The 25,230-nt window shown below is 63.3% G+C and carries 23 protein-coding genes and 1 tRNA gene; 12 read left to right on the forward strand and 12 right to left on the reverse strand.

The window, feature by feature from the left end:
* Positions 1–35 precede the first annotated feature (35 nt).
* Together AC6CDK_RS12610 and AC6CDK_RS12615 are read right to left on the reverse strand one after the other, a co-directional pair.
* Positions 36–503 carry a universal stress protein gene (locus AC6CDK_RS12610; protein ID WP_066356754.1) on the reverse strand — a complete coding sequence of 156 codons (468 nt, stop codon included), beginning with the start codon at positions 501–503 and terminating at the stop codon, positions 36–38.
* Positions 504–564: 61 nt separating this feature from the next.
* Positions 565–2,331 (reverse strand): cation:proton antiporter, encoded by a 1,767-nt coding sequence (locus AC6CDK_RS12615; RefSeq protein ID WP_066356755.1) that lies wholly within the window; start codon positions 2,329–2,331, stop codon positions 565–567.
* A gap of 242 nt (positions 2,332–2,573) precedes the next feature.
* Between AC6CDK_RS12615 and AC6CDK_RS12620 the strand changes: the two genes are divergently transcribed.
* Positions 2,574–2,753 (forward strand): hypothetical protein, encoded by a 180-nt coding sequence (locus AC6CDK_RS12620; RefSeq protein WP_145915360.1) that lies wholly within the window; start codon positions 2,574–2,576, stop codon positions 2,751–2,753.
* On the opposite strand, the gene AC6CDK_RS12625 is transcribed toward AC6CDK_RS12620, so the two are convergent.
* Complete coding sequence (locus AC6CDK_RS12625) at positions 2,738–3,019, reverse strand: hypothetical protein (RefSeq protein ID WP_226048148.1); 282 nt, start codon at positions 3,017–3,019, stop codon at positions 2,738–2,740. The two genes, AC6CDK_RS12620 and AC6CDK_RS12625, sit on opposite strands and share 16 nt — an antisense overlap.
* 583 nt (positions 3,020–3,602) lie before the next feature.
* Here AC6CDK_RS12625 and AC6CDK_RS12630 point away from each other — a divergent pair.
* The 3 genes from AC6CDK_RS12630 to AC6CDK_RS12640 are packed head-to-tail and all read left to right on the forward strand — an operon-like array spanning position 3,603 to position 5,469.
* Positions 3,603–4,328 carry a GntR family transcriptional regulator gene (locus tag AC6CDK_RS12630; RefSeq protein ID WP_226048147.1) on the forward strand — a complete coding sequence of 242 codons (726 nt, stop codon included), beginning with the start codon at positions 3,603–3,605 and terminating at the stop codon, positions 4,326–4,328.
* A complete protein-coding gene (locus AC6CDK_RS12635; protein WP_039647798.1) occupies positions 4,325–5,158 on the forward strand; it encodes a sulfite exporter TauE/SafE family protein in 834 nt (277 codons plus the stop codon). Before AC6CDK_RS12630 ends, AC6CDK_RS12635 begins: the two co-directional genes overlap by 4 nt.
* A gap of 32 nt (positions 5,159–5,190) precedes the next feature.
* Positions 5,191–5,469 carry a DUF1634 domain-containing protein gene (locus AC6CDK_RS12640; protein WP_237560760.1) on the forward strand — a complete coding sequence of 93 codons (279 nt, stop codon included), beginning with the start codon at positions 5,191–5,193 and terminating at the stop codon, positions 5,467–5,469.
* A gap of 331 nt (positions 5,470–5,800) precedes the next feature.
* On the opposite strand, the gene glmS is transcribed toward AC6CDK_RS12640, so the two are convergent.
* Both glmS and AC6CDK_RS12650 read right to left on the reverse strand, forming a co-directional pair.
* On the reverse strand, positions 5,801–7,630 hold the full coding sequence (gene glmS, locus AC6CDK_RS12645) for a glutamine--fructose-6-phosphate transaminase (isomerizing) (RefSeq protein WP_039647800.1): 1,830 nt from the start codon (positions 7,628–7,630) through the stop codon (positions 5,801–5,803).
* A gap of 53 nt (positions 7,631–7,683) precedes the next feature.
* Positions 7,684–9,114, reverse strand: a complete 1,431-nt coding sequence (locus tag AC6CDK_RS12650; RefSeq protein WP_039647801.1) for a bifunctional N-acetylglucosamine-1-phosphate uridyltransferase/glucosamine-1-phosphate acetyltransferase — start codon at positions 9,112–9,114, stop codon at positions 7,684–7,686.
* Between the two features lie 161 nt (positions 9,115–9,275).
* Between AC6CDK_RS12650 and AC6CDK_RS12655 the strand changes: the two genes are divergently transcribed.
* The 3 genes from AC6CDK_RS12655 to AC6CDK_RS12665 all read left to right on the forward strand — a co-directional run bounded on the left by AC6CDK_RS12655 (position 9,276) and on the right by AC6CDK_RS12665 (position 13,896).
* Positions 9,276–9,821 carry an MXAN_5187 C-terminal domain-containing protein gene (locus AC6CDK_RS12655; protein ID WP_039647802.1) on the forward strand — a complete coding sequence of 182 codons (546 nt, stop codon included), beginning with the start codon at positions 9,276–9,278 and terminating at the stop codon, positions 9,819–9,821.
* Between the two features lie 33 nt (positions 9,822–9,854).
* Entirely contained in the window at positions 9,855–11,726 is a 1,872-nt protein-coding gene (locus tag AC6CDK_RS12660) for a B12-binding domain-containing radical SAM protein (RefSeq protein ID WP_039647803.1), read from the forward strand.
* A gap of 310 nt (positions 11,727–12,036) precedes the next feature.
* Positions 12,037–13,896, forward strand: coding sequence for a cytochrome c3 family protein (locus tag AC6CDK_RS12665; RefSeq protein ID WP_039647804.1), 1,860 nt, complete (start codon positions 12,037–12,039; stop codon positions 13,894–13,896).
* A 159-nt stretch (positions 13,897–14,055) separates the two neighbouring features.
* Here the strand turns inward: AC6CDK_RS12665 and AC6CDK_RS12670 are convergent.
* From AC6CDK_RS12670 to radA, 4 genes are all read right to left on the reverse strand, one after another.
* Positions 14,056–14,131: transfer RNA gene (locus tag AC6CDK_RS12670), tRNA-Ala, on the reverse strand.
* 62 nt (positions 14,132–14,193) lie between these two features.
* Positions 14,194–15,993 carry an ATP-binding protein gene (locus AC6CDK_RS12675; protein WP_066356802.1) on the reverse strand — a complete coding sequence of 600 codons (1,800 nt, stop codon included), beginning with the start codon at positions 15,991–15,993 and terminating at the stop codon, positions 14,194–14,196.
* Positions 15,994–16,034: 41 nt separating this feature from the next.
* Positions 16,035–16,391 (reverse strand): RNA polymerase-binding protein DksA, encoded by a 357-nt coding sequence (dksA, locus tag AC6CDK_RS12680; protein ID WP_039647837.1) that lies wholly within the window; start codon positions 16,389–16,391, stop codon positions 16,035–16,037.
* Positions 16,392–16,475: 84 nt separating this feature from the next.
* Positions 16,476–17,828, reverse strand: coding sequence for a DNA repair protein RadA (radA, locus tag AC6CDK_RS12685; protein ID WP_192904984.1), 1,353 nt, complete (start codon positions 17,826–17,828; stop codon positions 16,476–16,478).
* Positions 17,829–17,980: 152 nt separating this feature from the next.
* On the opposite strand from radA, the gene AC6CDK_RS12690 reads away from it, so the two are divergent.
* Entirely contained in the window at positions 17,981–19,618 is a 1,638-nt protein-coding gene (locus AC6CDK_RS12690) for a HEAT repeat domain-containing protein (protein ID WP_039647839.1), read from the forward strand.
* Positions 19,611–20,972 (forward strand): HD-GYP domain-containing protein, encoded by a 1,362-nt coding sequence (locus tag AC6CDK_RS12695; RefSeq protein WP_039647840.1) that lies wholly within the window; start codon positions 19,611–19,613, stop codon positions 20,970–20,972. Before AC6CDK_RS12690 ends, AC6CDK_RS12695 begins: the two co-directional genes overlap by 8 nt.
* 9 nt (positions 20,973–20,981) lie before the next feature.
* On the opposite strand, the gene AC6CDK_RS12700 is transcribed toward AC6CDK_RS12695, so the two are convergent.
* Positions 20,982–21,563 (reverse strand): HEAT repeat domain-containing protein, encoded by a 582-nt coding sequence (locus AC6CDK_RS12700; RefSeq protein WP_066356804.1) that lies wholly within the window; start codon positions 21,561–21,563, stop codon positions 20,982–20,984.
* A 106-nt stretch (positions 21,564–21,669) separates the two neighbouring features.
* Between AC6CDK_RS12700 and AC6CDK_RS12705 the strand changes: the two genes are divergently transcribed.
* Complete coding sequence (locus tag AC6CDK_RS12705; RefSeq protein WP_039647842.1) at positions 21,670–22,002, forward strand: hypothetical protein; 333 nt, start codon at positions 21,670–21,672, stop codon at positions 22,000–22,002.
* Between the two features lie 97 nt (positions 22,003–22,099).
* Positions 22,100–23,080, forward strand: coding sequence for a beta-ketoacyl-ACP synthase III (locus AC6CDK_RS12710; RefSeq protein ID WP_066356806.1), 981 nt, complete (start codon positions 22,100–22,102; stop codon positions 23,078–23,080).
* On the opposite strand, the gene AC6CDK_RS12715 is transcribed toward AC6CDK_RS12710, so the two are convergent.
* Positions 23,070–24,128, reverse strand: coding sequence for a CheR family methyltransferase (locus AC6CDK_RS12715; RefSeq protein ID WP_192904983.1), 1,059 nt, complete (start codon positions 24,126–24,128; stop codon positions 23,070–23,072). The genes AC6CDK_RS12710 and AC6CDK_RS12715 overlap by 11 nt on opposite strands.
* A gap of 64 nt (positions 24,129–24,192) precedes the next feature.
* Here AC6CDK_RS12715 and AC6CDK_RS12720 point away from each other — a divergent pair, with 64 nt between their 5' ends.
* Complete coding sequence (locus AC6CDK_RS12720; RefSeq protein ID WP_226048145.1) at positions 24,193–24,519, forward strand: hypothetical protein; 327 nt, start codon at positions 24,193–24,195, stop codon at positions 24,517–24,519.
* On the opposite strand, the gene AC6CDK_RS12725 is transcribed toward AC6CDK_RS12720, so the two are convergent.
* Positions 24,520–25,230: CheB methylesterase domain-containing protein (locus AC6CDK_RS12725; protein WP_496639856.1), on the reverse strand; the 711-nt coding region annotated here is incomplete at its 5' end.

Here is a 25,230-nt window from a genome sequence, read left to right on the forward strand (position 1 = left end):
AGCGACAAGACCGGTCCCCTCCGGCGCTCGCCCGTTCAGGCCGCTGGGTCCGGCTGATCGGGCGAGCGGCGTATGATCTCCACGGAGCAGGGCGCGTGAAGGGCAACGGCCAGGGATACGGAGCCGAGGAAAAAGCGCTTGAGCGCCCCGGATCCCTGGGAGCCGACAACGATCAGGTCCGCACACCATCGTTCGGCTTCGTCCAGAATGGCATTCTTGGGCCGGCCTTCCAGCAGCACGGGCGTGACGTGCAGGTCGGGTGCCCGTTGCTGCAGGGTTTCGGTCGCGTCCTTCAAGCGTTTGGCCGCATCCCACCCCTGTTGCTCGAAGATCTCGTCGTAGGACAGGGGGATGTGTGAAGAGCTGCGCAAGGGGAGCGATTCCAGCGGGGAAAGCACGGTCACGATGCGGACTTCGCTTGCGGCCGGCCAGGGCCTGCGGCATACCTCTGCAACGGCAGCGTCGCTGCCCGGTGAACCATCTACTGCAAGAAGAATTCTCATTCCGTTCCCTCCAGTCATAGTGCCGGGAAATCCGTGTCATTGTTCGGGGTTGGTCCCGGCGTCAGTGGTCCGTGGCGAGTGGTTTCATGGCCGGCGTCCCGCCGAGGAGCTCCGACCGGACCCGCTCCCGTTCGCGGTCGATCTGCTCGGGCGTGGCGCCGAGTTTGTGGAGCATGTGTTCGGTCATATTGAGCGCTATCTCGCCCTCTCCCGAAAAGACCGCATCGGCCCCGGCGCGGCGCAGGGCCGGGATATCCCTCAGATAGGCCGCACGGGCGATGATGCGTAGGTTGGGGTTGAGCTCCCGCGCCAGGCGGATCGTCTCGTCGCTCCCCTGCATCCCCGCTGAGGTCAGGATGAAGGCGACGGCACTCTCCACCCCGGCTCCCTTGAGTGTCTCCTCGCGCGTGGCATCCCCGTAAATGGCCGACATGCCGTCGGCGTTGAGCTGGCGGACCGTGTGCAGGTTCATCTCGACAATGACCGGGTCGATCCCGTTCTCGTTGAGAAGGCGGGCCAGGGTTCTGCCCGTGGGGCCGTATCCCACCACGATCGCCCTGTCCCGGGACGTGGGCACATGGTTGCCCCCATCGTCGGCACTCCCTGCGGTACGCAGCCTTGCCCGCTCATCGAGCATGCGCCAGAGCCGCCAGTGCCTGGCCCTTTTTTCCAACGGCCCGATGAGCCGGTACAGCAGGGGATTGAGGCTGATGGAGATGATCGCCGCGGCAACGAGCGTGTTGGCTCCCCCTTCACCCAGGACGCCCAGGTCTCTGCCGACGGTGGCCAGGATGAACGAGAATTCCCCGATCTGGGCCAGGGCGATGGCAATGGACAGTGCAACGCGCGGCGCATAGCCGAGGACGAGGACGATCGCCAGCGCGGCCAGCGGTTTGCCCACCAGAATGATCACAAGGGTGGCAAGCACGAGGCCGGGCTCTTCCATCAGATATGCCGGGTTGAAGAGCATCCCCACGGACACGAAAAAGAGGACCGCGAAGGCATCCCGCATCGGCAGCGCTTCCGATGCGGCCCGGAAGCTGAAATCGGACTGCCGCACCACCATGCCGGCCAGAAATGCTCCGAGCGCCATGGACACGCCGAAGAGTTTGGCGGAGCCCACGGCAATCCCCAGGGCGAGCACCAGCACGGTCAGGGTGAACAGCTCCCGCGAGCGGGTTGCCGCCACGTGCCACAGGAGGCGGGGGATGAGGCGGCTGCCGACAAATAAGGTCAGGGCGACGAGGAGGGCTATTTTGACCACGGAGAGCCCGATGGCGAGGGGGAGGCTGTCCGATCCGGCCACGCCGGAGCCGAAGAAGATGGGCAGGATTACCAGCAGGAAGACGGTGAAGATATCCTCCACCACAAGCCACCCCACGGAAATGTGGCCGGTGGGGGTATGCAGCTCATTGTTGTCCACCAGTACGCGGAGCAGTACGACAGTGCTCGCCACCGACACGGCAAAGCCGAAGACGATCCCCGCCGACCAGCTCCAGCCGAGCCACTTGGCCAACAGGCAACTCAGCAGGGTGGCCACGGCACTTTGGCACACCGCGCCGGGAACGGCCACGCGCCGCACGTCGAGCAACTCCTTCACGTGGAACTGGAGCCCCACGCCGAACATCAGAAGGATGACGCCGATCTCGGCGAACTGCTCAGCCATCCCCTGGTTGGCGACGAACCCTGGCGTGTGCGTTCCAACGACAATCCCCGCCAGCAGATACCCGACAATCGACGACATCCCCAGGCGATGGGTCAGATATCCCAGGAGCAGTGCCGCGGTGAAGCTCCCCGTGATGGTTATGATGAGTCCAAGATCGTGCATATGTCCTTAATTCCTCCTCCCGGCTGACCAGCCGTGGGCGGCTCCTTCATCTGGAGCCGGTTGCGCCCGCCTCTTTCGATGCCTCACCTCTGCCGTACCTCATGCCCCCCGCTCGGACACGATCGGAGTCGCCACGAAAGCCGGCGAATCGGTATCAAAGGCACTGTCCGTGACAAGGAGCTCGAATCACGTTTCAGCCGCAGATCAGGGGGGACCGTGCGGCCATCGGCGCGGTGAGCGGCGTGATGGCAGAGCGCGAGGATCTCGACGATGCTCCGGTCGGAGACCTTGGACTCGGGCCCATGATGGCCTTTGCCGGGGGGCCGGATATGGTCGGAAACGACGGCCCCCTCGGTCAGGAAATGGCCGGCACCTCGTCAAGGTGGCAGTTGGCTGCGGCTAAATGCTATGGACGGCTGTAAAGAGCGGGTGGAGCCCGGGTGGAAACGATTGATGCGGCTAGGGATGTCAGGGGGTGCGGGTCCTGATGGCCGCTCAGAAGGAAGGAAGCCGGACTGTGGAACTCGACTGCCCGCTGGCCCAGGACCACGATCTGGGCATACTTGAGGATCTTCGAATGGGATGTGGCGCCCTGCAGTTTGCTGATGGCGCACTTCGGCTGAAGGGAGGCGCCATGCTCCAGAAAGCCCGAGCTGGCGACCCCGTTGAGGGCAAGAATCACGAACATCGTGGTGATCACCGACGTTCGCAGGGTATTTCCTGAGAAACGTTTCAAGCCAGCGTGCATGTGAGAAAACATAGTACAGAGTTGCCGGCTGATACAAGTTAAAGTTACGCGCCAACTCTGCGGGGCGCCCCGCGCAGGCCCCGCCGGTTCACCTGGGTGGCGCCGATCAGGCCGCAGGCGTTGGCCCCGAAGAAGAGGGCGAAGTGCTGGGGAGATATCGCTCTAACGGTAAGGCATGCTGGAGCAAAGCGCGCCAGCTTGGATCGCTGGCATCACGATGCCGCACCGTGCTTGGCAAATCACAGGGCAGGAATATGTCCATGCCGTCCAGGAAGGGCTTGCCTGGGCGAGCATCCCTGTGGCGGCAGCACCAGGCGCGGCGGCATGGCCAAAACCGACAGTGGCCATGCTTGGCGGGGCTCACGGAGGCCGCTCGTGCCTGCTGCCATCCTGTCCGGGACGCCTGCCTCCGGCTGATCTGAGATCAGAGCTTGTCCCTGTGGGGAGAATGATGTTATGTTGTTATGACAACATGATTTTGAAGCCAGGAATGGATATGCCCGTGCTGGATCCGGAAAGTCGCATGCCGTTGTACCATCAGATCGAGAGCCATCTCCGGGAGGTCATCAAGAGCGGCAAGTGGCAGGCCGGCGAAGCGATTCCTCCCGAGAGGCTGCTGATCGAGCAGTACGGGGTCAGCCGGATCACGATTCGCCAGGCCCTGGCAAATCTCGTGGCTGCCGGGCTGCTTTACCGGAAGCATGGGCGGGGGACCTTTGTGGCCGGTGCGCAGGATCGGCCCATAACCGAATCGCTGGCCAATCTGACGGGCCATCTGGAAGAGCTGCAACTGCGGGGGCTCGATCCCCGGGTGAGGGTGCTGGCGCTGGAGACCCGGTCCATGACCGCCGAGGTGGCTGAGGCCCTGCAGCGGAGCCCCGGTGCCGAAGGGTGGTACCTGTACCGGATCGTTACGGTGGAGCAGCAACCGCTCATGCTCTCGACCGTATGGCTCCCCTGCGACCTGGGGATAGAGCTGAACGAGGGAATCCTGAAACAGCACGGCATGGCGCTGCTGCTGACCCACAGCGGCATCCCCCCTCTGCGCGGCAGCCAGCGGATCGGAGCCATGGGCGCCGGACCGGAAGAGGCGCGCCTGCTGGGAGTCCGGACCGGAGAAGCGGTCTTGCGTGTCAGCAGGGTCATTCTCGGTGCCGCGGACCGGCCGCTCGTGTGGTTCAGGACACTCTACCGCGCTGACCGCTACGAATACGAAGTCGAATTGAAGAGAGGCAGGTCCCACGCATGATCATGACCACACTGGAGATATTCCTGATCGCGATAGCGGCCGGTATTGCCGGCTCCATCCTGGGCCTGGGCGGGGGAATCATCATCGTGCCGGCCCTGACCCTGCTGTTCGGCGTGCCGATACGCACAGCCGTGGCGGCCTCGACGGTGTCCATCATTGCCACTTCGACCGGTGCGGCAGTGGCTTACCTGAACGACCGGCTGTCCAATGTGAGGGTCGCCATGTGGCTGGAGATGGGGACCGCCACTGGCGCGCTGACCGGGGCGCTGGTGGCCGGCTACCTCAACCAGCGCGTGCTGTTCCTGATGTTTGGCGTGCTGCTGGCCTATTCCGGCTATAACATGTTCAAGGCCCGCAAGGCCGAATTACCGGGCGAGGTGCTGCCCGACAAGGTATCGCAGCGGCTGGGCCTTGCCGGCTCCTACCACGACCATGTCCTCAATGCCCGCGTTGACTACCAGGTGACCAGGAGCATTCCCGGCCTGATCATCATGTATTTTTCGGGTGCCGCGGCCGGCCTTATGGGAATTGGCGCCGGCATCTTCAAGGTGCCGGCAATGGACCAGGTGATGCGCATGCCGTTCAAGGCCTCGACCGCCACCTCCAACTTCATGATCGGGGTAACGGCGGCCTCCGGCGCGGTGGTCTACTTTGTCCGGGGCGACGTGAATCCGTTGATTGCGGGGCCGGTGGTGCTGGGGGTCCTGCTGGGAGCGCTGGTGGGGGCCCGGCTGATGGTCAGGATGAAGACGACCACCATCCGCAAGCTCTTCATCCCGCTGATCATCTACACGGCCGTCATGATGATGTACAAGGGGGTCAGTCCGTGACAAGTCCGAACCAGCCGGAAAACGAGGGCGTTGTGCCGATAGAACTGATCCTGGCCCGTCTGCTGCGCATCGGTTCGATCATCGCCGCCATCCTGCTGACAATCGGTATTGCGGCCATGCTGCTGACAGGGGCCGCCTATGCGCCACGGTTCATCACGGCCGGCTTGGTCGTGCTCCTGGCAACGCCGATCATGCGGGTGCTGGTGGCCGGACTGGTCTTTTTCCGCGAGCGGGATTGGCTTTTTACCCTGTTCTGCCTGGTCGTGCTCTGCTCGCTCGCTGCGGGCGTCCTGCTCGGACAGGTCGAATAGGGCACCGGTTCTCAACTCCATCGACACCAGCACGACTCCTGACCCATGACCGGACGCACCCTCTCCATCCTCCATACGCATTCACGACCGATCCGGCTTTCGGCCCACGTAGACTCCGATCGGTAGGGTGCAGCCCGCCGTACCGTCCAGCCGGAGGGCTTTGGTGTCGCCCCGGCGATATGGGAGGGAAGCGCGACATGATGGGTGTGGGCCGGACCGGACAGCCCGGTAGTACTCTGGCCACGTTGCTGAAAAAGGGGCCGAAAGGCCCCTTTTGGGTTACTGCTACTCGTGCCGCTTGGCAGCAAACGACATCACAGCCGTCGCTCGCCTATTCCACCGTGACCGATTTAGCCAGGTTCCGCGGCTGGTCCACGTCGGTCCCCTTGAGGACCGCCACGTGGTAGGCCAGGAGCTGAAGCGGCACCGAGAGGATGATCGGGGCCAGTTCCTCGCCGTCGGTGGGCACCTCCAGGGTTACCTCGGCCTTTTTCGCGATCTCCTCGTCGCCGGCGGAGCAGATGGCGATGACCCGGCCGCCCCGGGCGATGACCTCTTCCATGTTGGAGAGGACCTTCTCGTAGGTGCTGTTTTTCGGCACGAGGACCACCACCGGCATGTCCTCGTCGATGAGGGCGATGGGGCCGTGCTTCATCTCGCCGGCCGGGTAGCCTTCGGCGTGAATGTAGGAAATCTCCTTGAGCTTCAATGCGCCTTCCAGGGCGATGGGATAGTTCATGCCCCGCCCCAGGTAGAGGAAATCGCGGGCGTTCATGTAGCGCCGGGCGATCCGCTCCACCTGCTCGTTGGTCTCCAGGGCCTGCTCCAGGAGCGCCGGCACCTTGAGCAGGCCGGCGATCATGGTGCGCCCCTGCTCGCAGTCGATGGTGCCGACGGCCCGGCCAAGGCGTATGGTGAAGAGGTAGAGGGCCACCAGTTGGGTGACGAAGGCCTTGGTGGAAGCCACCCCGATCTCGGGTCCGGCATGGGTGTAGAGCACGCCGTGGGCTTCCCGGGCGATGGAGGAATCCACCACGTTGCAGATGGCGGCGGTCACGGCGCCCCGGGCCTTGGCCTCCCGAAGGGCGGCCAGGGTGTCGGCGGTCTCGCCGGATTGGGAGATGACCAGCAGCAGCGTCTTCGAGTCGATGACCGGGTTGCGGTAGCGGAACTCGGAGGCGATGTCCACTTCCACCGGGATGCGGCAGTGCTCCTCCATGAGGAATTTGCCCACGAGAGCCGAATGCCAGGAGGTGCCGCAGGCAACGATGCAGATCCGTCCGATTCCCCGCAACTGTTCGTCGGAGAGCTTCATCTCCTCGAGCCGCACGTCCCCCTGCTCCTCCAGCAACCGGCCGGCGATGGTGTCCTGGACCGCCCGGGGCTGCTCGAAGATCTCCTTGAGCATGAAGTGCTTGTACCCACCCTTTTCAGCCATGAGGGGGGACCAGTCGATGTGGCGCGATTTTTTGTCAAGGGGCGCGCCGGCCACGGTGGAAAAGGTGGGGTGGCCATCCCGGAAGACAACCATCTCGCCGTCCTCCATGAAGACCATCTCCCGGGTGTGGGAGAGGATGGCGGGAATGTCCGAGGCGACGAAAAATTCCCCCTCGCCCAGGCCGACCACCATGGGGGAACCCTGCTTGGCGGCGATGAGCACGCCGGGCTCCCGCTCGCAGAGGATGCAGAGGGCATAGGCCCCGCGGACCTCGGCCAGGGCCTCCCGGACCGCCCGCTCGAAGTCGCCCGTGCCCGCGAACTTGTCGTCGATCAGATGGGCGATGACTTCAGTGTCCGTGTCGCTGTTGAAAACCCGGCCGCTTGTCACGAGCCGTTGCTTCAGCTCCAGGTAGTTTTCGATGATGCCGTTGTGCACCACGATGATGGAGCCGGCCTGGTGGGGGTGGGCGTTGCGCTCCGAAGGGGGGCCGTGGGTCGCCCACCGGGTGTGGCCGATGCCGATGCGGCCCGCCAGGGGAGTGCCCTGGATGAGACGCTCAAGGTTGATGAGTTTCCCTTCGCTGCGGCGCGTGTCCGCCTTCCCCTCCTGGAGGGTGCAGATTCCCGCCGAGTCGTAGCCCCGGTATTCGAGCCGCTTGAGCCCGTCGAGGATGATGGGGGTCGCTTCCTGAGCGCCGATATAGCCGACTATTCCGCACATAGATCAGGTCTCCGTTTGTATGGGGGCGCATGTCAGCGATCCCCGCGTCATGATCACTGGTCCCGCTGTTTGAGCTTCCAGCCTTCCTTGTTCACCTGGGGCGTCCGGGCGATGGCCAGCGAATCCGGCGGGACGTCCCGGGTCACCGTGGTGCCGGCCGCAATGAGGGTGTTGCTGCCGATGGTGACCGGCGCCACGAACTGTACGTCGCTCCCCACGAAGACGTCGTCGCCGATGACGGTCCGGTGCTTGTTCACGCCGTCGTAGTTGCAGGTAATGGTGCCGCAGCCCACGTTCACGTTCCGGCCGATGGTGGCGTCCCCCAGGTAGGTCAGGTGGGATGCCTTGGACCCCTCTCCCATGACGATCTTCTTGGTTTCCACGAAGTTGCCGATCTTCACGTGGGCCATGAGCTCGCTGCCGGGGCGCAGATGGGCCATGGGGCCGATGGCGGCGTGGTCCATGACCGTGGAATCCTCCATAACGGTGCCTGCCTTGATGACCACGTCGCTGCCGAGCCGGCAGCCCCGGATCACCGCCCGCGATTCCACCACGCAGCGATCGCCCAGTTCGCTCCCCTTGATGATCGCGCCGGCCTCGATGGTGCACCCTTCGCCGACCCGGCAGCCGTTGGCGATCTGGACTCCCGGCTGAATCGTGGTGTCGGCGCCGATGACGACCCCCTGGTCGATGTAGGTGGCTGCCGGGTCAACCAGGGTGACGCCGTTCAGCATGTGTTCCTCGGCGATTCGCCGGCGGGCGTGCCGTGCTGCCTCGGCCAGTTGGATCCGGTCGTTGATCCCCATGACCTCCACCGGGTCGGCCACCGGGTGGGCGGTGCAGCGCAGGCCCCGGTCATTGGCCATGGTAATGATATCGGTAAGGTAATATTCCCCCTGGGCGTTGTCGTTGCCGATCCGCTTCACCGCATCGAAGAGAAAGGACGCCTCGGCGCAGTAGATGCCGGCGTTGACCTCGGTGCGGCTCCGTTCGTCGGGGGTCGCATCCTTTTCCTCCACGATCCGGATGACCCTGCCGTCGAAGCCGCGGATGATGCGCCCGTAGCCGTAGGGATTCTCCTGGCGGGCCGTGAGCACGGTCAGGACCGCCCCGGTCGCCTCGTGGGCCGCCGCCATGGCCCGCAGGGTCTCGGTGCGGATGAGGGGGACGTCGCCGCAGAGAATGAGAACTTTTCCGCTGAAGCCGGACAGCTCCCCGGCGGCGCAGGCAACGGCGTGCCCGGTGCCGAGCTGCTCCTCCTGCACGGCCAGGGTGATGTCGGCATCGTTGGCGAAATGCTCGCGGAGCCGCTCGGCCTGGTGGCCGACCACGGCAACGATGCGTCCCGCGCCGGCCTGCCGGGCCACCGCCACCGGCCACGCCACCATCGGCGCACCGGCCAGGGGGTGCATGACTTTCACGAGCCCCGATTTCATCCTCGTCCCCTTGCCGGCGGCAAGGATGATCGCCGCAAGATTCTTCATGGATTCCTCCCAGACTGAATGCGTCCGTAATTAACTCGTATCAGAAAACAAGTAACGTTAAACGATGCCGTGGTTTCCCGTCAAGTGATTAACGTGGCGAAACCGCGAGCTTTCGCCTTTACACGGGATGGGTTCTGGAGTAGTCTTCTGCCGGAGGGTCTATGGGGATACCTGAAGACATACACCAGTTCGAGCAGGGCCTCAATGAACTGATCATCAAGTATGAGCAGTACTTCCTCGGCATCGAGAAACGGGAACCCCTGCGCCTGCGGGAGACGGTCGACCGGCTGGCGCGCAAGCACTCAGCCGTGAAGATAGTCAATACCATGCTCAACTTCAAGTATACCTCCCTTGTTTCCCGCTACGCCAGCTACCGTCAGTACTGGGACCGGATTCTCCGGCTCATGGAGGAAGGAAGGTATTCCCGTGACCGGTTCCGGATGGCGATCCACGAACGCTCGGCCCCGAAGGCACGGCAGCACGAACCCCCGCCTCCCGGAAATGAGGCGGAGGATCTCTACCACCAGTTCGTGGAGGCGCGCCGTTCCTGCAACCTTCCTGCGGAAACGATTTCCCGCGATCAGGTTGCCGCGGCCATCGAACGCCAGAAACCGGTCATCAAGGCCAAATATGGCACCGATCAGGTGGAGTTCCGCGTGGTAGTGGAAAACGGCGTGCCCAAGATCAAGGCCCGTCCCCGCCGCTGATGCGTCTTCCCTTCCTGGTTTTCGGAGTCTGACGTGAAGGTTGTCCTTGTTGCCATTCATCCCTATCCCTCGCCCCAGGCCGTTCCCCTCGCCAATGCCTGTCTCGCGGCATATCTCGCCACCGACGAGGAACTGTTGGCCCGGGTCCAGGTCGCACTGTGCGATTTTTTTGTTGGCGGTGATGTTGCCGCCTGGGTGGACGACATCCTTGCCCGCGATCCTCATGCCGTCGGGGTTTCCCTCTACCTCTGGAACCGGGACGACGCCCGGGCCATGGCGGATGAGCTGCGTCGCCGCGCGCCGGGCCTGAATATCTTTGCCGGTGGCCCCGAGGCAACGGCCGACCCGGCAGGGCTGCTCGCCGGCTCTTCCTTTGACTTCCTCATCCAGGGTGAGGGGGAAATTCCCTTTCTCGATGTGGTGGGGCGCCTTGATGCCGGTGAACCGGGCCGGGGCGCCGTGGGAACGGCCTGGCTTGACAGCGGCATGCTCCGGCATGTCCCGGCCCGTCCGATCCGCCTCCTGGATACCGCCCCTTCGCCCCTGCTGACGGGGGTTATCGATCCGTCCGGCTATCCCGGCATCCTCTGGCAGCTCGCCCGAGGCTGTGATTTTTCCTGCGAATACTGCTTTGACGACAAGGGAGAGCGCGGGGTGCGGCGCTATTCCCTGAAACGGATCGACGCGGAGCTTGACGTGATCGTCCGCAGCGGCGTTTCCCAGGTGTTCGTCCTGGATTCCACCTTCAATCAGGACCGGGAACGGGCAAAAAAAATCCTGAAGATGATCCGGGCCCGGGCCCCCCATATCCATTTTCATTTCGAGGTCAGGAGCGAGTTCATCGACCGGGAGATGGCCCGGCTCTTCGCGCGGGTAACCTGTTCCCTCCAGATCGGCCTCCAGAGCGCCGACCCGAAAATCCTGCGCAGAATCAGGCGCCACCTGGATCTCGACGACTTTCGCGAGCGGATCGGCCTGCTCAACGAAAGCGGGGCGATTTTCGGTTTCGACCTGATCTACGGGCTCCCCGGCGACTCCCTGGCCGCGTTCCGCCGCAGCCTCGACTTTGCCCTGGAACTCTACCCGAATCACCTGGACATCTTCCCCCTGGCGATCCTTCCCGGCACCATCCTCGCCAGCCGGGCGCCTTTGGAAGGGCTGGAGCATCGCGCCACGCCTCCCTATACCCTGACGTCATCCCCCACCTTTTCCTCCTCGGACCTTGAGCGGGCTGCCCGCCTGGCCGAAGCCTGCGACATCTTCTATACCCGCGGAAGGGCCGTTGCCTGGTTCAACAGCGTGGCGTCGGCCCTGCGCCTTTCTCCCTCCGCCCTGCTCGACGAGTGTGCCGCCTGGCTCGATGATGCCCGGCAGAAGGGAGGGGGCGGCCCCGACCTCACCGATCAGGATATCTGGCTCATGCAGCGGGAGTTTCTCGACCGGATCTTCCGGCGCCGCAAGCGGACTGCGCTTCTTTCCCTGGCACTCGACCTGGTGGACTACCATTACTACTTTGCGGCAGCACTGCTCGCACCGCCGCCACCTCTTCCAACCGACCGGGAACTGGCGGGGCGAGACCTGCTCGGAACGGCCTTTTCCCTCGCTCCGACGGCCCGGCTCGCCCATTTCTCCTATGAAATCGTCGATATCCTCGAAGCGGGAGAGGTGGATCTGGCGTCCTTCCGCGACTGTTTTACCCCTTCCGGCTCATGGGCGGTCATTTACCCCCGGGCAGGGGATGTCTATACTGAACCCCTTCTTGAGTCATATGCGAAGTTCCTGCAGGGTCTCGACGGTGCTGACCGGGCCGGCGCTGCGGCATCCCGTGCCGGACTGGGCCGGGATGAAGCGAGGGAATTTCTCGATTTTGCCGCGGCAGAAGGAATCGTTGTCGTGGTGACATAGGCCTGGCACTCACGGACGGGCGTTTACCGCTTTTCCTGTTACGGCCTGTATAAAAAAATCATACAATTTTGTTGCTTTTTCTCGTTTGCGTGTATTAGTATCGCCGGGATTCAGAGCTGTTTCATTGAAACGCTCTTATTTTTAGAATATAGTTTTATGGTAGTGATTAACGCAAAATATCCCCCCTTGTGATTACTGTTTATTGTGGTTGTTAATGATGCGCCCTGTCTGGATATAGATGTGGATATCCACGGGCGATACCGTGTTCTATTTGTGTAAATAGAATACACCAACAGAGGAGGAGTTATATATGTTGTCCACGTTTCTCCGGCTGTTCCCCGCGTTTCTGCTGTTCGTAGCTCTTGCCGGCACGGCAGCGGCCGAGAGCGGCATGGCGATTGATCCCGCCACCTGTCTCGGCTGTCACAGCAACAAGATTTCGGCCGCGGCGTTCTCCGCCTCGGTGCACGGCAAGAATGCCTGTACCAGTTGTCACGTGGAGATCACGGATCTGACCAAGCACATGAAGGGCGAGGTCAAGGTCGAAAAGGTCCGTTGCGAACGGTGCCACAAAAAGGAAAACTCCGAGCACTACGCCAGCGTCCATGCCCAGAAAGAGGTCATGTGCGCCGACTGCCACACCGACATCCATACCCACACCTACTGGAACAAGGATAAGCGCAAGGTTGTGGCCAAGTGTATCCAGTGCCACGACAAGGAGGCCGGTTACCGCAACTCGATCCACGGCAAGGGCGTCGCGGCCGGGAACATGGATTCGGCTGCCTGCAACGACTGCCACAATCTGCACGACATCAAGCCGCTGGGTGACCCCAAGTCCAAGGAGAACAGGGAGTTCCACACCAAGGTATGCCTGAAGTGCCACGCCGACGAGAAGATGATGGAGCGCAACAATGTCTTCACCGTCGCCGTCAAGACGTACATGGACAGCTACCACGGCAAGAACTACCGCCTCGGCTTCCCCGAGAAGGTCGCCGGCTGCGCCGACTGCCACACCGCCCACGGCGTGCTCCCGGCCAAGGATCCCAACTCCAGCGTTAATCCCCAGAACCTGGTCGCCACCTGCGCCAAGTGCCACCCGAAGGCGACCCCTCTCTTCACCAAATTCTACTCCCACGGTGAGTATGGTGATCGTGCAAAGTATCCGATCCTCTACTACACCTTCATCGCCATGACAGGCCTGCTCGTCAGCACCTTTGCCGTATTCTGGGTCCACACGCTCCTCTGGATGTTCCGCGGCTTCGTGGAAAACCGCGAGAAGCAGCAGGCCCTCATCCACGGCCATGCCGAGCACCACATTCCCGATGGACACAAGGTGTACCGCCGCTTCAAGCGTCGCCACATCTTCCTCCATCTCCTGGTCATCATCAGCTTCCTGATCCTGTCCCTCTCGGGGCTGCCGCTCAAGTTCAGCAACCAGCACTGGGCGAAGTTCATGATGGATCACATCTTCGGGCATTCGGCCAATGCCGCGCTCGTTCACCGCATCGGTGCCGGCATCACCTTCGTCTACTTCGTCGGTGCTCTGCTCCTCTCCTTCCACTTCCTCTTCGTCCGGAAGGATCTCAAGGGCAACTGGCTCCAGCGCATGTTCGGCCCCGACTCTCTCATGCCCAACTTCCGCGACATCAAGGATGTGGCGGGGATGGTCCGCTGGTTCCTGTTCCGGGGGCCGAAGCCGACCTTCGAGCGCTGGACCTACTGGGAGAAGTTCGACTTCATCGCAGTCTTCTGGGGTATGTTTGCCATCGGCGGCTCTGGCCTGATGCTCTGGTTCCCCGAGTTCTTCGGCAGCTTCCTGCCGGGCTGGATGTTCAACGTGGCCACCATCGTCCACTCTGACGAAGCATTGCTCGCCACCGGCTTCATCTTCACGGTCCACTTCTTCAACACTCACGGCCGGCCCGAGAAGTTCCCCATGGACTTCGTCATCTTCAACGGCCAGTTGCCTAAGCACGAGTTCATCGAAGAGCGTGGCGACCAGTGGAAGCGTTATGAGGAACTGGGCATCACCGAGGAATTCGCCGCCAAGAAGACCAGTGGCGTTGCCTATGACTTCATCGTGAAAACCTTTGGTTTCACTGCGGTAATCATTGGCATTACTCTGGTCGTGCTCATGCTGTACGCCTTCCTGAGCGGAGGCGCGCACTGATCTTGAAGTAGTTGCAGCATTGCATGAATGAAAAGGGGGAACCGGCTGACCGGTTCCCCCTTTTTAGTGCATGAACGACTGTGTTACGGCACGAGCCGGGATAATCTCCGGGAAGATACGTAAAAAGGGTACCGATGGTCATCGGTACCCTTTTGATAATGGTGGAGACGAAGGGGATCGAACCCTCGACCTATGCGTTGCGAACGCATCGCTCTCCCAGCTGAGCTACGTCCCCGGAGGAATTGTGTGCGAAACGATAGTATATAACCCAATCCGTTGAAGATGAAAACTAAAAAATCAGGGAGAGGTGGGAAGAACAACCGTAAAGAGGGCGCCTCCTTCGGGCCGGTTTTCCACCTCGATCCGTCCGCCGTGGTTGGTAATGATCCGGTGAACAATGGCGAGGCCGAGGCCGGTCCCTTTCTCCTTGGTGGTAAAAAAGGGGGTGAAGATCGAGTGGCGCACGTCCGGGGCGATACCGCTGCCGGTGTCGCCTACCTTGACGGATATGGCCCGCTTGCCGTCGATCCGCGCCGGGCCGGTTTCGATGGTGAGAATCCCCCGCGGTTCCATGACGTCCAGGGCGTTGCTTATCAGGTTGGTGAAGACGTGGCGGAGCTGTTGGCAGTCGCCCAGCAGGGTCGGCAGCCGGGAGGCGAAACGCTTGTCCACAACCACCTCTCTCTGTTCCAGGGGGACGGCCATGGTTGCCAGCCCGTCTTCGATGATCTGGTTGATGCCGCAGCGGGTATAGCAGATGGTGGTCTTTCGCGAGAAAAAGAGGATGTCGCCCAGCATCTTTTCCAGGTGCTGCACCTCGCGCCCGATGACGTCGGCGTAAAGCCACTCCTCGGACTCGGGAGAGAACTTTCTCTTGAGCCTGCCGGCGAAGCCCCCCACTGAAACGAGAGGATTCTTGATCTCGTGGGCGATGCTGGCCGCCATCCGGCCGATGGCTGCCAGTTTTTCCTCCTGGAGGAGTCGCTCCTTGGCATCCTGAAGGTTTCGGTTCGTCTCTTCGAGACGGTGGAAAAGGATCGAGTTTTCAATGGCCATCCCGGCCTGTCCGGAAACCAGGTGAAGGATACCGAGATCATCGCCGGCAAGGGGACGGCCCGTGAGCCGGTTGTCGACGACGATGGCGCCGACCACGCGATCCTGGGACACGAGGGGGGCGACCGCGTAGGACGATGTGCCGAACTGCTTCATGAGGGTCCGGTCAACCGGTTGCTCCCGGTCGGGGTGTTGAACGTGGAGCAGGGTGCGCTCCAGGACGGCCCGGGATATCTGGTTGAGGGACGCATCAAGGGGGAGGCGCGTGGCCTTGACAACGGAGTCGAAGTCCGCGTTCCGGACGGGGAACCGCCGTCTTGCCCTGGGTTCGGGCGGCACACTGCTGTCGGTCTGCTGGGCGGAGGTGATGCCCATCATCCCCTGGAGGATGCCGGCGCGCTCATTGAGCAGAAAGAGCATGGCCCGGTCGAACAGGGGCGGCAGGTCGGATGTGAGGGAGGTCAGCAGCAGGTGAATGAGCCGGTTGAGTTCAATGGTCGAGAGCATGACCCCGTTGATCTGGTTGAGGAAGGAAAGCTCCCGGATGCGCTTTTCCACCGATTCGAGCTGCCGCTTGCAGCGCACCACGCTGGCGGCTTCGATGAGGATTACGGCGAGCATGTCCTGATCGTCGTCGGTCAGGAGGTCATCGTGGGGAACCCCAAGGGCGAGGGCCCCCAGAGTCTGTCCCCGGCAGTTGATCGGAAAGGCGGCGATGGCTTGTTCCTTGCCCGTAACAACTTCGTCGGGATGGCGTTCTGCGCTGTTCCGACGGACCGGCTTGCCGCTTGAGGCGCACAGCCCTGCAATGCCTTGGCCTCCCGGTATCCGGCAGTCGCTGCCGGTGCCGGAGTCGGCGCTTGATATCTTCCGGACGATGGAGCGGCCGGCGTTGTCCAGGAGGTAGAATGTGGCGGAAAGGGCGCCGAATGCCTCGGCAATGAGAAGGGCAAGGGACTTGAGCCGTTCATCATGGGAGTGTTCGGTCGCATTGGCGATCCGAATGGCACTGCTCATTATGGTGTAGGGATCGCGAACGGCCATCCAAGACTCCGCGGGAAGGGGTGCGAGAGGGGGAGAACTGGTCAGGGATGCTTTTCTTTTCTTTCCTGCTCCATCTTGCAGTCGATGCAGAGGGTGGTGACGGGGCGCGCCTTGAGCCGTCCCTCGCCGATTTCCTCGCCGCACACTTCACAGGTGCCGAAGCTGCCGTCGTCGATGCGTTCGAGGGCCTCTCTGATTTTGTTGATGAGCTTGCGTTCCCTGTCCCGGATTCGCAGCTCGAAGTTACGGTCCGACTCCTGGGTGGCGCGGTCGTTGGGGTCGGGAAACGGCGTGCTGTCTGAAGTCATCTCGGAGACGGTCTTGCCTGCCTCATCGAGGAGGGTCCGCATCTCTTCGTTGAGTATGGTTCTGAAGTATTCGAGCTTCTCACTTTCCATTCTCCGAATCTCCTTTGCGTATAACTGCTGTAAATAGTAAGAGAAACGGCTAATCAAGTAAAGTAAAAAAGCGCGTCGGATCGGTCAGAGGAACTGTTCCAGCGCTTCGTCCAAGGATTTTACCCCTACGACCGTCATGCCGGGCACGTCGCCAACCTGCCGGACGCTGCCGGCGGGGATGACCGCCCGGGTGAAGCCCAGCTTGGCAGCCTCGCGCACCCGTGTTTCCGCCTGGGTAATGGCGCGGACTTCCCCCGCAAGGCCCACCTCGCCGACAATGACCGTGTGGGGGTCGATGATCTTGTCCAGGTGGCTCGATGCGAGGGCCGCCACCATGCCCAGATCGATGGCCGGCTCGCTGAGCCGTGCGCCGCCGGCGGCGTTCAGGAAGATGTCCTGCCCCGACAGGTGGAGGCCGACCTTTTTGTCGAGCACGGCCACCAGGAGCGCGAGGCGGTTGTGGTCGACCCCGAGGGTGGTGCGGCGCGGTACGCCCAGGGACGAGGGGGTGACGAGCGCCTGCAGTTCCACCAGCAGCGGGCGGCTCCCTTCGATGGTGGTGACGACGGCGGATCCCGGGACGCCGAGCGGCCGTTCGGCCAGGAAGAGCTCCGACGGGTTTCTCACCTCGCTGAGGCCCCCCTCTTTCATCTCGAATACGCCGATTTCATTGGTTGAGCCGAAGCGGTTCTTGACGGCCCTGAGAATCCTGAAGGCATGCCCCGGGTCCCCTTCGAAGTAGAGCACCGTGTCGACCATGTGCTCCAGCACCCGTGGGCCCGCCAGGGAGCCGTCCTTGGTCACGTGTCCCACAAGGAGGGTGGGGATGCCGTTGCGCTTGGCCAGCTCCATGAGCCTGCCGGCGCATTCACGCACTTGGCTGACGCTGCCGGGCGCAGATTCGAGGCTCGCGCTGAAAACGGTCTGGATGGAGTCGATCACGAGGGCCCGGGGGGCGAGAGCGGCAACCTGGGACAGGATGAGTTCGAGGGAGGTCTCGGCAAGGACCAGCAGTTCACGCGCCCCGATGCCCAGGCGCTCACCGCGCATTTTTGTCTGTCGCGCCGATTCCTCGCCCGATACGTAGAGGACCGGTCCCACGGTCCGGGCAAGGTGGTCCATGACTTGCAGCAGAATGGTGGACTTGCCGATGCCGGGGTCTCCGCCGATGAGCACCAGAGAGCCGGAGACGAGGCCGCCGCCCAGTACCCGGTCGAATTCGGAGATGCCGCACGACAGGCGTGTTTCCGCCTCGCTGGCCACCTCACAGATGGGGACCGGGCGGGTGGCTGCGGGCGCGGGGGAGCCACTCTTCCGTCCGCAGCCGGTGATCTCCTCGACAAAACTGTTCCAGGCGGCGCAGTCGGGGCATTTCCCGAGCCATTTTGCCGATTGGTAGCCGCATTTCTGGCAGGCATAACGGGTTACGATTTTCACGGGGTGTCCTTGTCTCGGGGGTGAGCGGATACTACCGCCTTGCCACCCGGCTGTCAATCGACCGTCGGCATCAGGTTGAGTCTGCGGGTTTGACACTGGTTTGCCGCGTAGGCTACTATTCACATGTTATCGCTTGTCGACCCGGAGGGGTAATGGGAACACAGGGAGGGACCGCAACGGGCAGGCCTGCGGCAGGATCCGGTCAGTACGGGGTCGTGCTGGCCGAGCTCTATCGGGCGTTGAAGGCCCTGACGTTCTATCCGGAGGGGCATCCCCAGCGCGCCGAAGTCCTGGCGCGGGCCCATGCCGCGCTCCGTGGTTCCCTCTGGGGGCATGAGCTCGCGTTCGTCATCGGGAAGAGCGGTTTCACCACCTCGGAGGGGGGGGCCTTTGTGGAGCCGACAGCCATGACCCAGGCCCTTGCGCGGGAGTTGTTCATCCGGCGGGTGAAGCGGCTCACGATCCTGCCCGACCTCGGCGCGGCCGATCTTTCCCTCTTCATTACCCTTCTGGCCACGGATTATCGTGACATCCACGAGGCGGGAGGGATGGAGGCGCTCATGACCCAGCTCGGCCTGACGACCATCTGGGTCAACGAAATGGACCTTGACGAGATCCGGCGCAAACGGGCGGTTGTCGAACTCGCCCGCGCCGCGGCGGTCCACGACCGTGCCCCTGAGGAGGCGAAATCCACCGCCGAAGAGGTGGCGGCCCGGGGCGAGGCGCCCGAAGAGGGTCGGGAGGCGGGGGGGCCGCCGGAAGAGGGTCGACTGGAGGCGGAAGCCATAATCGACCGCATGGAGCGGGAAACCAGCGACGACCGGTACCGGGAGCTTGCCCGGCTGCTGTCGACCCGCTGCGCGGAGCTCTGCGACCGGGGTGAGTTCGAGCGGATTCTGTGGGTGCTGATCAGCCTGCACCGGCAAGCGAAGAGCGAAGCGGCGAGCATCGCACGGCGGGGGTATGCCCTCCTTGCCTTCGAGAAGGCGGCCGGAGGGCCCATGCTTCCGTTTCTCGTGGGGCGCCTGGAGGCGCGCGGGGAGGAGCGGGAACCCCTTGTCGACCTGTTCCGGGAGATCGGCGCGCCGGCGGTTGCCCTGCTGGTTGAGCGCCTCACGCTGGCAGAGAGCAGGAATGCCCGAAAGCTCATCATCGAGGCACTCGTTGCAATCGGTGCGGAGGCGGGGGGGCTCCTGGCCGAGCATCTTGCCGACAGCCGCTGGTACGTGGTGCGGAACGCGGCGGTCATCCTGGGCGAGATCGGTGATCCGGCAAGCGTCGGGCCCCTGCGGGCCTGTCTGGTGCATGCGGATGCGCGGGTGCGCCGGGAGACGCTCAGGAGCCTCGTCAAGATCGGCGGCGAACAGGCGGAAGAGGCGGTTATCGGCCTGCTCTCCGCAGAGGATGAACTGACGAAGCGTCATGCCGTCATCTCGCTCGGTCTCCTGAAGAGCCGCCGCGCGGTGGAGCCCCTCTGCGCCCTCATCGAGCGCCGCGACCCGTTTAAGCAATCACTAGCACTCAAGAGGGACGCCATCCAGGCCCTCGGTCGGATCGGAGACCGCCGGGCAGTACCGTATCTGCTCCGGCTGCTGGAGCACAGACCCTGGTTCGGCCGACGCCGCTGGGACGACATCCGGATGGCGGTGGTGGCTTCCTTGGCCCAGATCGGCGATCCGGCCGCCCTGGACCTGCTGAATGTGCTGACAATGCAAGGCGGCATGCTTGCAGTGGCCAGTGCCGATGCGGCAGAAGACATCCGGCGTCGGAGGGAGTCCGTTAATGATTAGGATTGCTCAGCCTCAGGCCCAGCGGTTCGTCCTTCTCCTGGCCGGCGCGGTGCGGGCGGTTTTGCTCTATCCCGGCTCCCATCCGGCAGTGGTGCAGCAGTTCACCCACCTGGGTGACCATGTGGCGGAGCTCCTCCGGGCATATCCCGAAGTCCGTATCGGTGTCATTGACGGGGTCTTTTTCTGTGAGAACCACCTGTTCTTCACGCCGACCGCCGCCGAGGAGGAGCTTGCCTCCCTGTTTACCAATCGCCACGTGGAGGCAGTCGCCTTCAGGGCCGGCGTGACCCCGCTGGAGATCGAGCGTTTCGTGGAGTTGCTGACCCGGCGCGAGTTCCTGGGAGAGCGGCTCGCTGCCGAGGTGCAGCGGGCGGGGATCGCTGCCATTTCGGTGGAGCTCGGCGGCAGTGGCGCCACCGAGGTTCCTTCTCCGGGGGATGAGGAGCACGACCCGGGCGCGACCTATCGCGAGGCCCTGCATGTGGTGACCGGTCTGTTCAGCGAGGTGGAAAAGGGGCGCCTTCCCAGTTCCGACAAACTGCGCGGGATTGTCGACCGCATGGCGACCATGATCATGCAGGATCGCGCCACGCTGCTCGGCCTTGCCATGATCAAGGATTACGACAACTACACCTTCCATCATAGCGTCAACGTCGGGATCCTTTCCATGTCGCTCGGCGCGGCCGCGGGGCTTCAGCGGGACGAGCTGGGAGAGCTCGGCATGGCCGGGTTTCTCCATGACGTGGGGAAAACGCGGGTGGAGAAAGCGATTCTCAATAAGCCCGGTCGGCTTTCGTCCGACGAGTACGAGCGCATGAAAAGGCATTCGGAGGAGGGGGCCCGGATCGTGGACGAGATGCCGGGAGTGGGAGAGCGAATCGCCCGGGCGGTGCTCGGCCATCATATCCGTTTCGACCGTGCCGGCTATCCCGAATCGGCCCGCGCCCTGGCCTTTGACCGGTTCTGTGACATCATAGCCGTTGCCGACTGTTATGATGCCATCACAACCCTGCGGGTCTACAAGTCGCCCCTCAATCCCAAGGACGCCCTCCTGAAGCTCAGGAGCCTCGCCGGCAGCCACCTGGACAGCGGCCTCGTGCAGGCGTTCACCGAGATGATGGGGCGTTTTCCCGTGGGAACGCTTGTTCGCCTCGATACCAATGAAGTGGCCGTGGTCTTCCGCCCCGACCCCAGCGCGGGCGAGCGCCCCGCGGTAAAGGTCGTGGCGGACCCGTCGGGCCGGTTGCTGGAACCGGCACCCGTGAGGGACCTGGCGCGGGAGACGGGCACGCGCATTGTTGCGGTCGTTGATCCGCTGATGACCGTCATTGATGTCAACCGCTATCTCGGCTGAACTTTGGGATCAATCGAGGGGAAGGGTGCCCAGGGCCTCGGCTGCCGCTGCACGGGTGGCCGGATGGGGAGAGGAGAGGAGAGAGAGGAGCTTTCCCTCATGGTCCGCCGAGCCGATGGTCCCGATTGCGCGGGCCGCCTCGGCATCGAGGAATCCGTCCCGGGCATCGAGGAACGGCAGGATAAGGCGAAGGGCCTCCGGGGTCCGGTATCTGCCCAGTGCCTCGATGGCTTTGGCCTGAACCGCAGCCGAGGGCTCGCGCAGGCATTCGGCGAGCAGAGGGAATGCCTGGGAAGATGCCAGGGCGCCGAGCATGTCGATGGCGGCGATCCGTATGTCCTCCTCAGGTCGCATGGCGCAGTACATGAGGGGGGTAAGCACACGTTCGCCACCGATCCTTCCCAGGGCGTAGATGGCTCGTATCTTGGCGCCGCGGTTGCCTTTTTTCAGTTGTTCGATAACTTCGGCAAAGCTGCCCGCACCCTCGATCCGCTCGATGGCCCTGGCCGCCGCCTCGCGAACCTCTTTGGCGGGGTCCTTCAGGAGTGCAATAAGTTCTTCGCGTCGTGTCATCGCAACCTGTGCCTTCATGTCAGGGCATTAGTACCAGAGTTGGAACAACTGAGCAATTGATATTACACCCGGGAATGGTGCCGCGCAAGGCCATGGATTCCCGGGTCCCGGAAGGAATGTTCCCATGAAGCTGAACATCAAGGCTGCGCTTCTCTCTGCGTTCGTGCTCCCCGGCCTCGGCCAGCTCAAAAACGGCCGGAGGGCCAAGGGGGGAATACTGCTCCTGCTGTCCAACGTGTTTCTTATCGGTGCCGTTTTCGTGGTCCTCAGGGGCTTGGGGCCGGTGCTCGTCAAGGCGAAGATCACGGGGGTCGTCGATGCCGGCGCCGTTACCGAAGCGATGGCATCAGGAGGGGCGGTTGCCATGGGGCTGCTCGCCTTTTTTGCCGCGGTCTGGTGCTATGCCGTTGTCGACGCCCTGTTCGACCGGGGCGACGACACGGATGCGGACGGTTAATTGTTTTGACATTTGCTCGTGAAATGTGAGATATTTCGAGGAATTATCAAGCAGCCCCGGTGTGGGCTTCCGTGTTTCACGGGGAGCGGAGAGTCTCATGTTTCATTCAATCATCCTTGCCACCGGCGGCCAGGTTCCCGAGCGGGTGGTCCCCAATTCCCATTTTTCATACCTGGTTGACGACGCCGACACGTGGATCCAGTCCCGAACCGGCATTCGGGAACGCCGGTTCGCCGCTCCCCACGAGGCCACGTCCGACCTGGCCACTGCCGCGGCCCTCAAGGCCCTTGACCGTGCCGGCTTGGGGGCAGGGGAGCTCGACTGCCTCATCGTGGCCACGTCCACGCCCGACATGTGTCTGCCGGCCACGGCATGCATGGTCCAGAAAAACATCGGCGCAGTGAATGCCTTTGCCTTTGATATGAATGCCGTCTGCAGCGGTTTCGTCTTCGGACTGGAAACGGCGGACAACTTCATCCGGTCCGGCAAATACGGGCGGATCATGGTGATCGGCGCCGACACCTACTCGAAGATTCTCGATTTTCAGGACCAGACCACCTGCCCCCTGTTCGGTGACGGCGCCGGCGCGGTCATTCTGGGAAGGACCACCGAGCGCACCGGTATCCTCCAGAGCGTCATCCGGAGCGACGGCGGCGGCTGGGAACTGATCCAGGTACCCTCGTCGGGGTCCCGCAAGCCGGTGACCGCCGAGACCATCGCCCTGAGGGAAAATTCCTTCCGCATGGCGGGCAAGCAGGTCTTTGTCTTTGCCACCGACGTAATCCCTCAGATTATCGAGGAAGTGACGGCCAAGGCCGGGGTGGCGGTGGCCGATCTGGACCACATCATTCCGCACCAGGCCAATTATCGGATCATCGACTTCATTTCCCGCAAGACCGGTATCCCCAAAGAACGTTTCCTCCTGAACCTGGATCGTTACGGCAACACGGCCGCCGCGTCGGTGGGGCTCGCGCTGGACGAATACCTGCGCAACGGCACTATCAAGCCGGGGGAACTCGTTCTCATGATGGGGTTCGGCGGCGGGCTTTCCTGGGGAGGGATCCTGATCAGGGTCTGACCCCGGCAACGCCCTCCCCGGCAGCGAGCACGGTGAGCCCCGCGTTGCGCAGCATCTCTTCCAGCATGGCTGCGGGGACCCGCCGTTTCCACCCCTCGTGGAACCGGTCGGCCGCCACAATGAGCCCGCCCGGAGCCAGGCGGGCCGCAAGTCGTGCGATCGCGCGCTCAAGCGTCTGCCGGTCGTGGAGGAACGGTCCTCCCAGAATGCCGTTGCAGAGAATCACGTCCCAGGCCCCATTCGTCGCCTCCCTGATATCCTCGCGCACGAACCCGATGGACGTCGCAGCTCCTGCGGCGAAAAGCGGCGCCGCAAAGCTCCGCAGGATTTCCCCGCGCCGTTGGTCGTGGGGGAAGAACGCGTGGCGGGCCGCAAAGAGCTCGATCTCTTCGAGGGAGCTGCCGAGCACGCGGAAGCGCTCCGGCGCAATTCCCGCATCCAGCAGGAGGCGGGCCAGGGCGTAGGTCCCTTCGCCACAGCCGCAGGCAGCGTCGAGCACGGAGAAGATACCCCGTTCAGGGGCGCCCCGCTGCCCGATCCATCGTTTCAGAAAGACGGTCTGGCCCGGGTAGCGGTCGAAGCCGCCGCCGTATTGGCGGGGAATGAAAAGGGAAAAGACGAAGCCCGTGCGCCGTTCGCCATCCCCGGCCAACTGTTCGAGAAGCCGGGCCGGATTCGTCCGGGCCGCGGATGTGCCGAGCCGTTCGAGCAGGTCGAGCCATGAGCCGGCGGTCGTCAGGGGTGTCGCTTCCAGGAGCGGGGGAAACCGGAGCGCCAGCCTGAACAGTCGGACGAATGCCGGCCGGATTTCCGCGAGGGGAAGAAGGATGTCGGTCTGGGCACGCATCTCCCGCGTGACCACGAGTCCGCTGTCCCATATGCCGAAGGGATAGGTGTCGCAGTAGGTGCGGAACCGTTCCCGGAGGCGGGCGATGCGCCGGTCGAGATCGGCGTCGACGATGGGGCCGGAGACGAGAAGCCGTGACAGTTGGTTTGATGTCCCGACCGGATCGAAACATGGGTGGAGCGGGGCGTGGTGCGTGCTCATGGTTGGGGGATTCTAGCCGGCCCTGGCGCGTCTGTCCAGCGCACGACGGCTACCTGGGGTGAAAATGCTGCAACGGCTGTGGACATTCATTCTGGTGACGGCGTGGTGCCTCGTGCCGCCGGCCACGAAAAACGGCAGCCCCCGTGCAGGGACTGCCGCATCTGTCGGTTCTCGTGGTGCGGTGGGGGTGCGGACGGCTCTGGCTCCGCTGGCCCGTTTCCTTTCCTGCCCCGAAACAGGGGGCGACCGCAACGGAGAACTGTCGCTTTTTGTCCCCCACTGTCCGGCCCTGGCCGGACCGCTGCTGTTGTTCCGCCTCAAGCGGACCGGCTTCTCCCGGTGCCGTGCCCTGATTCGCGGGGGGGGTATCCTCCTCTCGGCGCGGCGCTGATCATCCTCCCAGGCGGGCGATCTCAGAACCGATCTGGGTGAGGGGAAGCACCGTGTCTGCGACGCCCCCTTCGATGCAAGCCCGCGGCATGCCGTAGATGGTGGAGGTGGCCTCGTCCTGGACGATGGTAATGCCACCCTTGCTTTTCAGGTGCTTCATCCCCTTGAACCCGTCGCTCCCCATGCCCGTAAGGATAACTCCCAAGGCTGATCCGTTGGTGGCGTCCGCCAGGGTGGTCATCATGTGGTCCACCGAGGGAATGTAGATGTACTGGGGACACTCGGCAGTGGAGAGCGTCCGTACCGCGATCGAGTTTCCCTGGCGAACCAGCGCCATGTGCCGGCCGCCCGGAGCAACAAGGACCACGCCGGGCTGGATGATGTCGCCGTCGTTTGCTTCCTTGATCTGGAGGGAGCACTTGCTGTTGAGCCGTTCGGCATAGGGTCCCGTGAATGCCTTGGGCATGTGGATGGCTACCACGATGCCGTGGGGGTAGTTGCCGGGGATGCGGCCCAGCACCTCCTGGAGCGCCACCGGACCGCCGGTGGAGGCGCCAATGCCCACGTAGTGGAACTTGCCGGTCAGGGCCTGCGAGGGGCGCGGAGCGGGCCGCACCTGCCGGGGGGGGGCAATGATCGTTCGGGGGGCCGAGGTGGTCATCGGCCTGCCGAAGATAGAGCTGGCAGCTCCCTTGACCTTGCGCAGCAACTC

It is taken from the genome of Geobacter sp. PheSNFMC, from assembly GCF_059620965.1.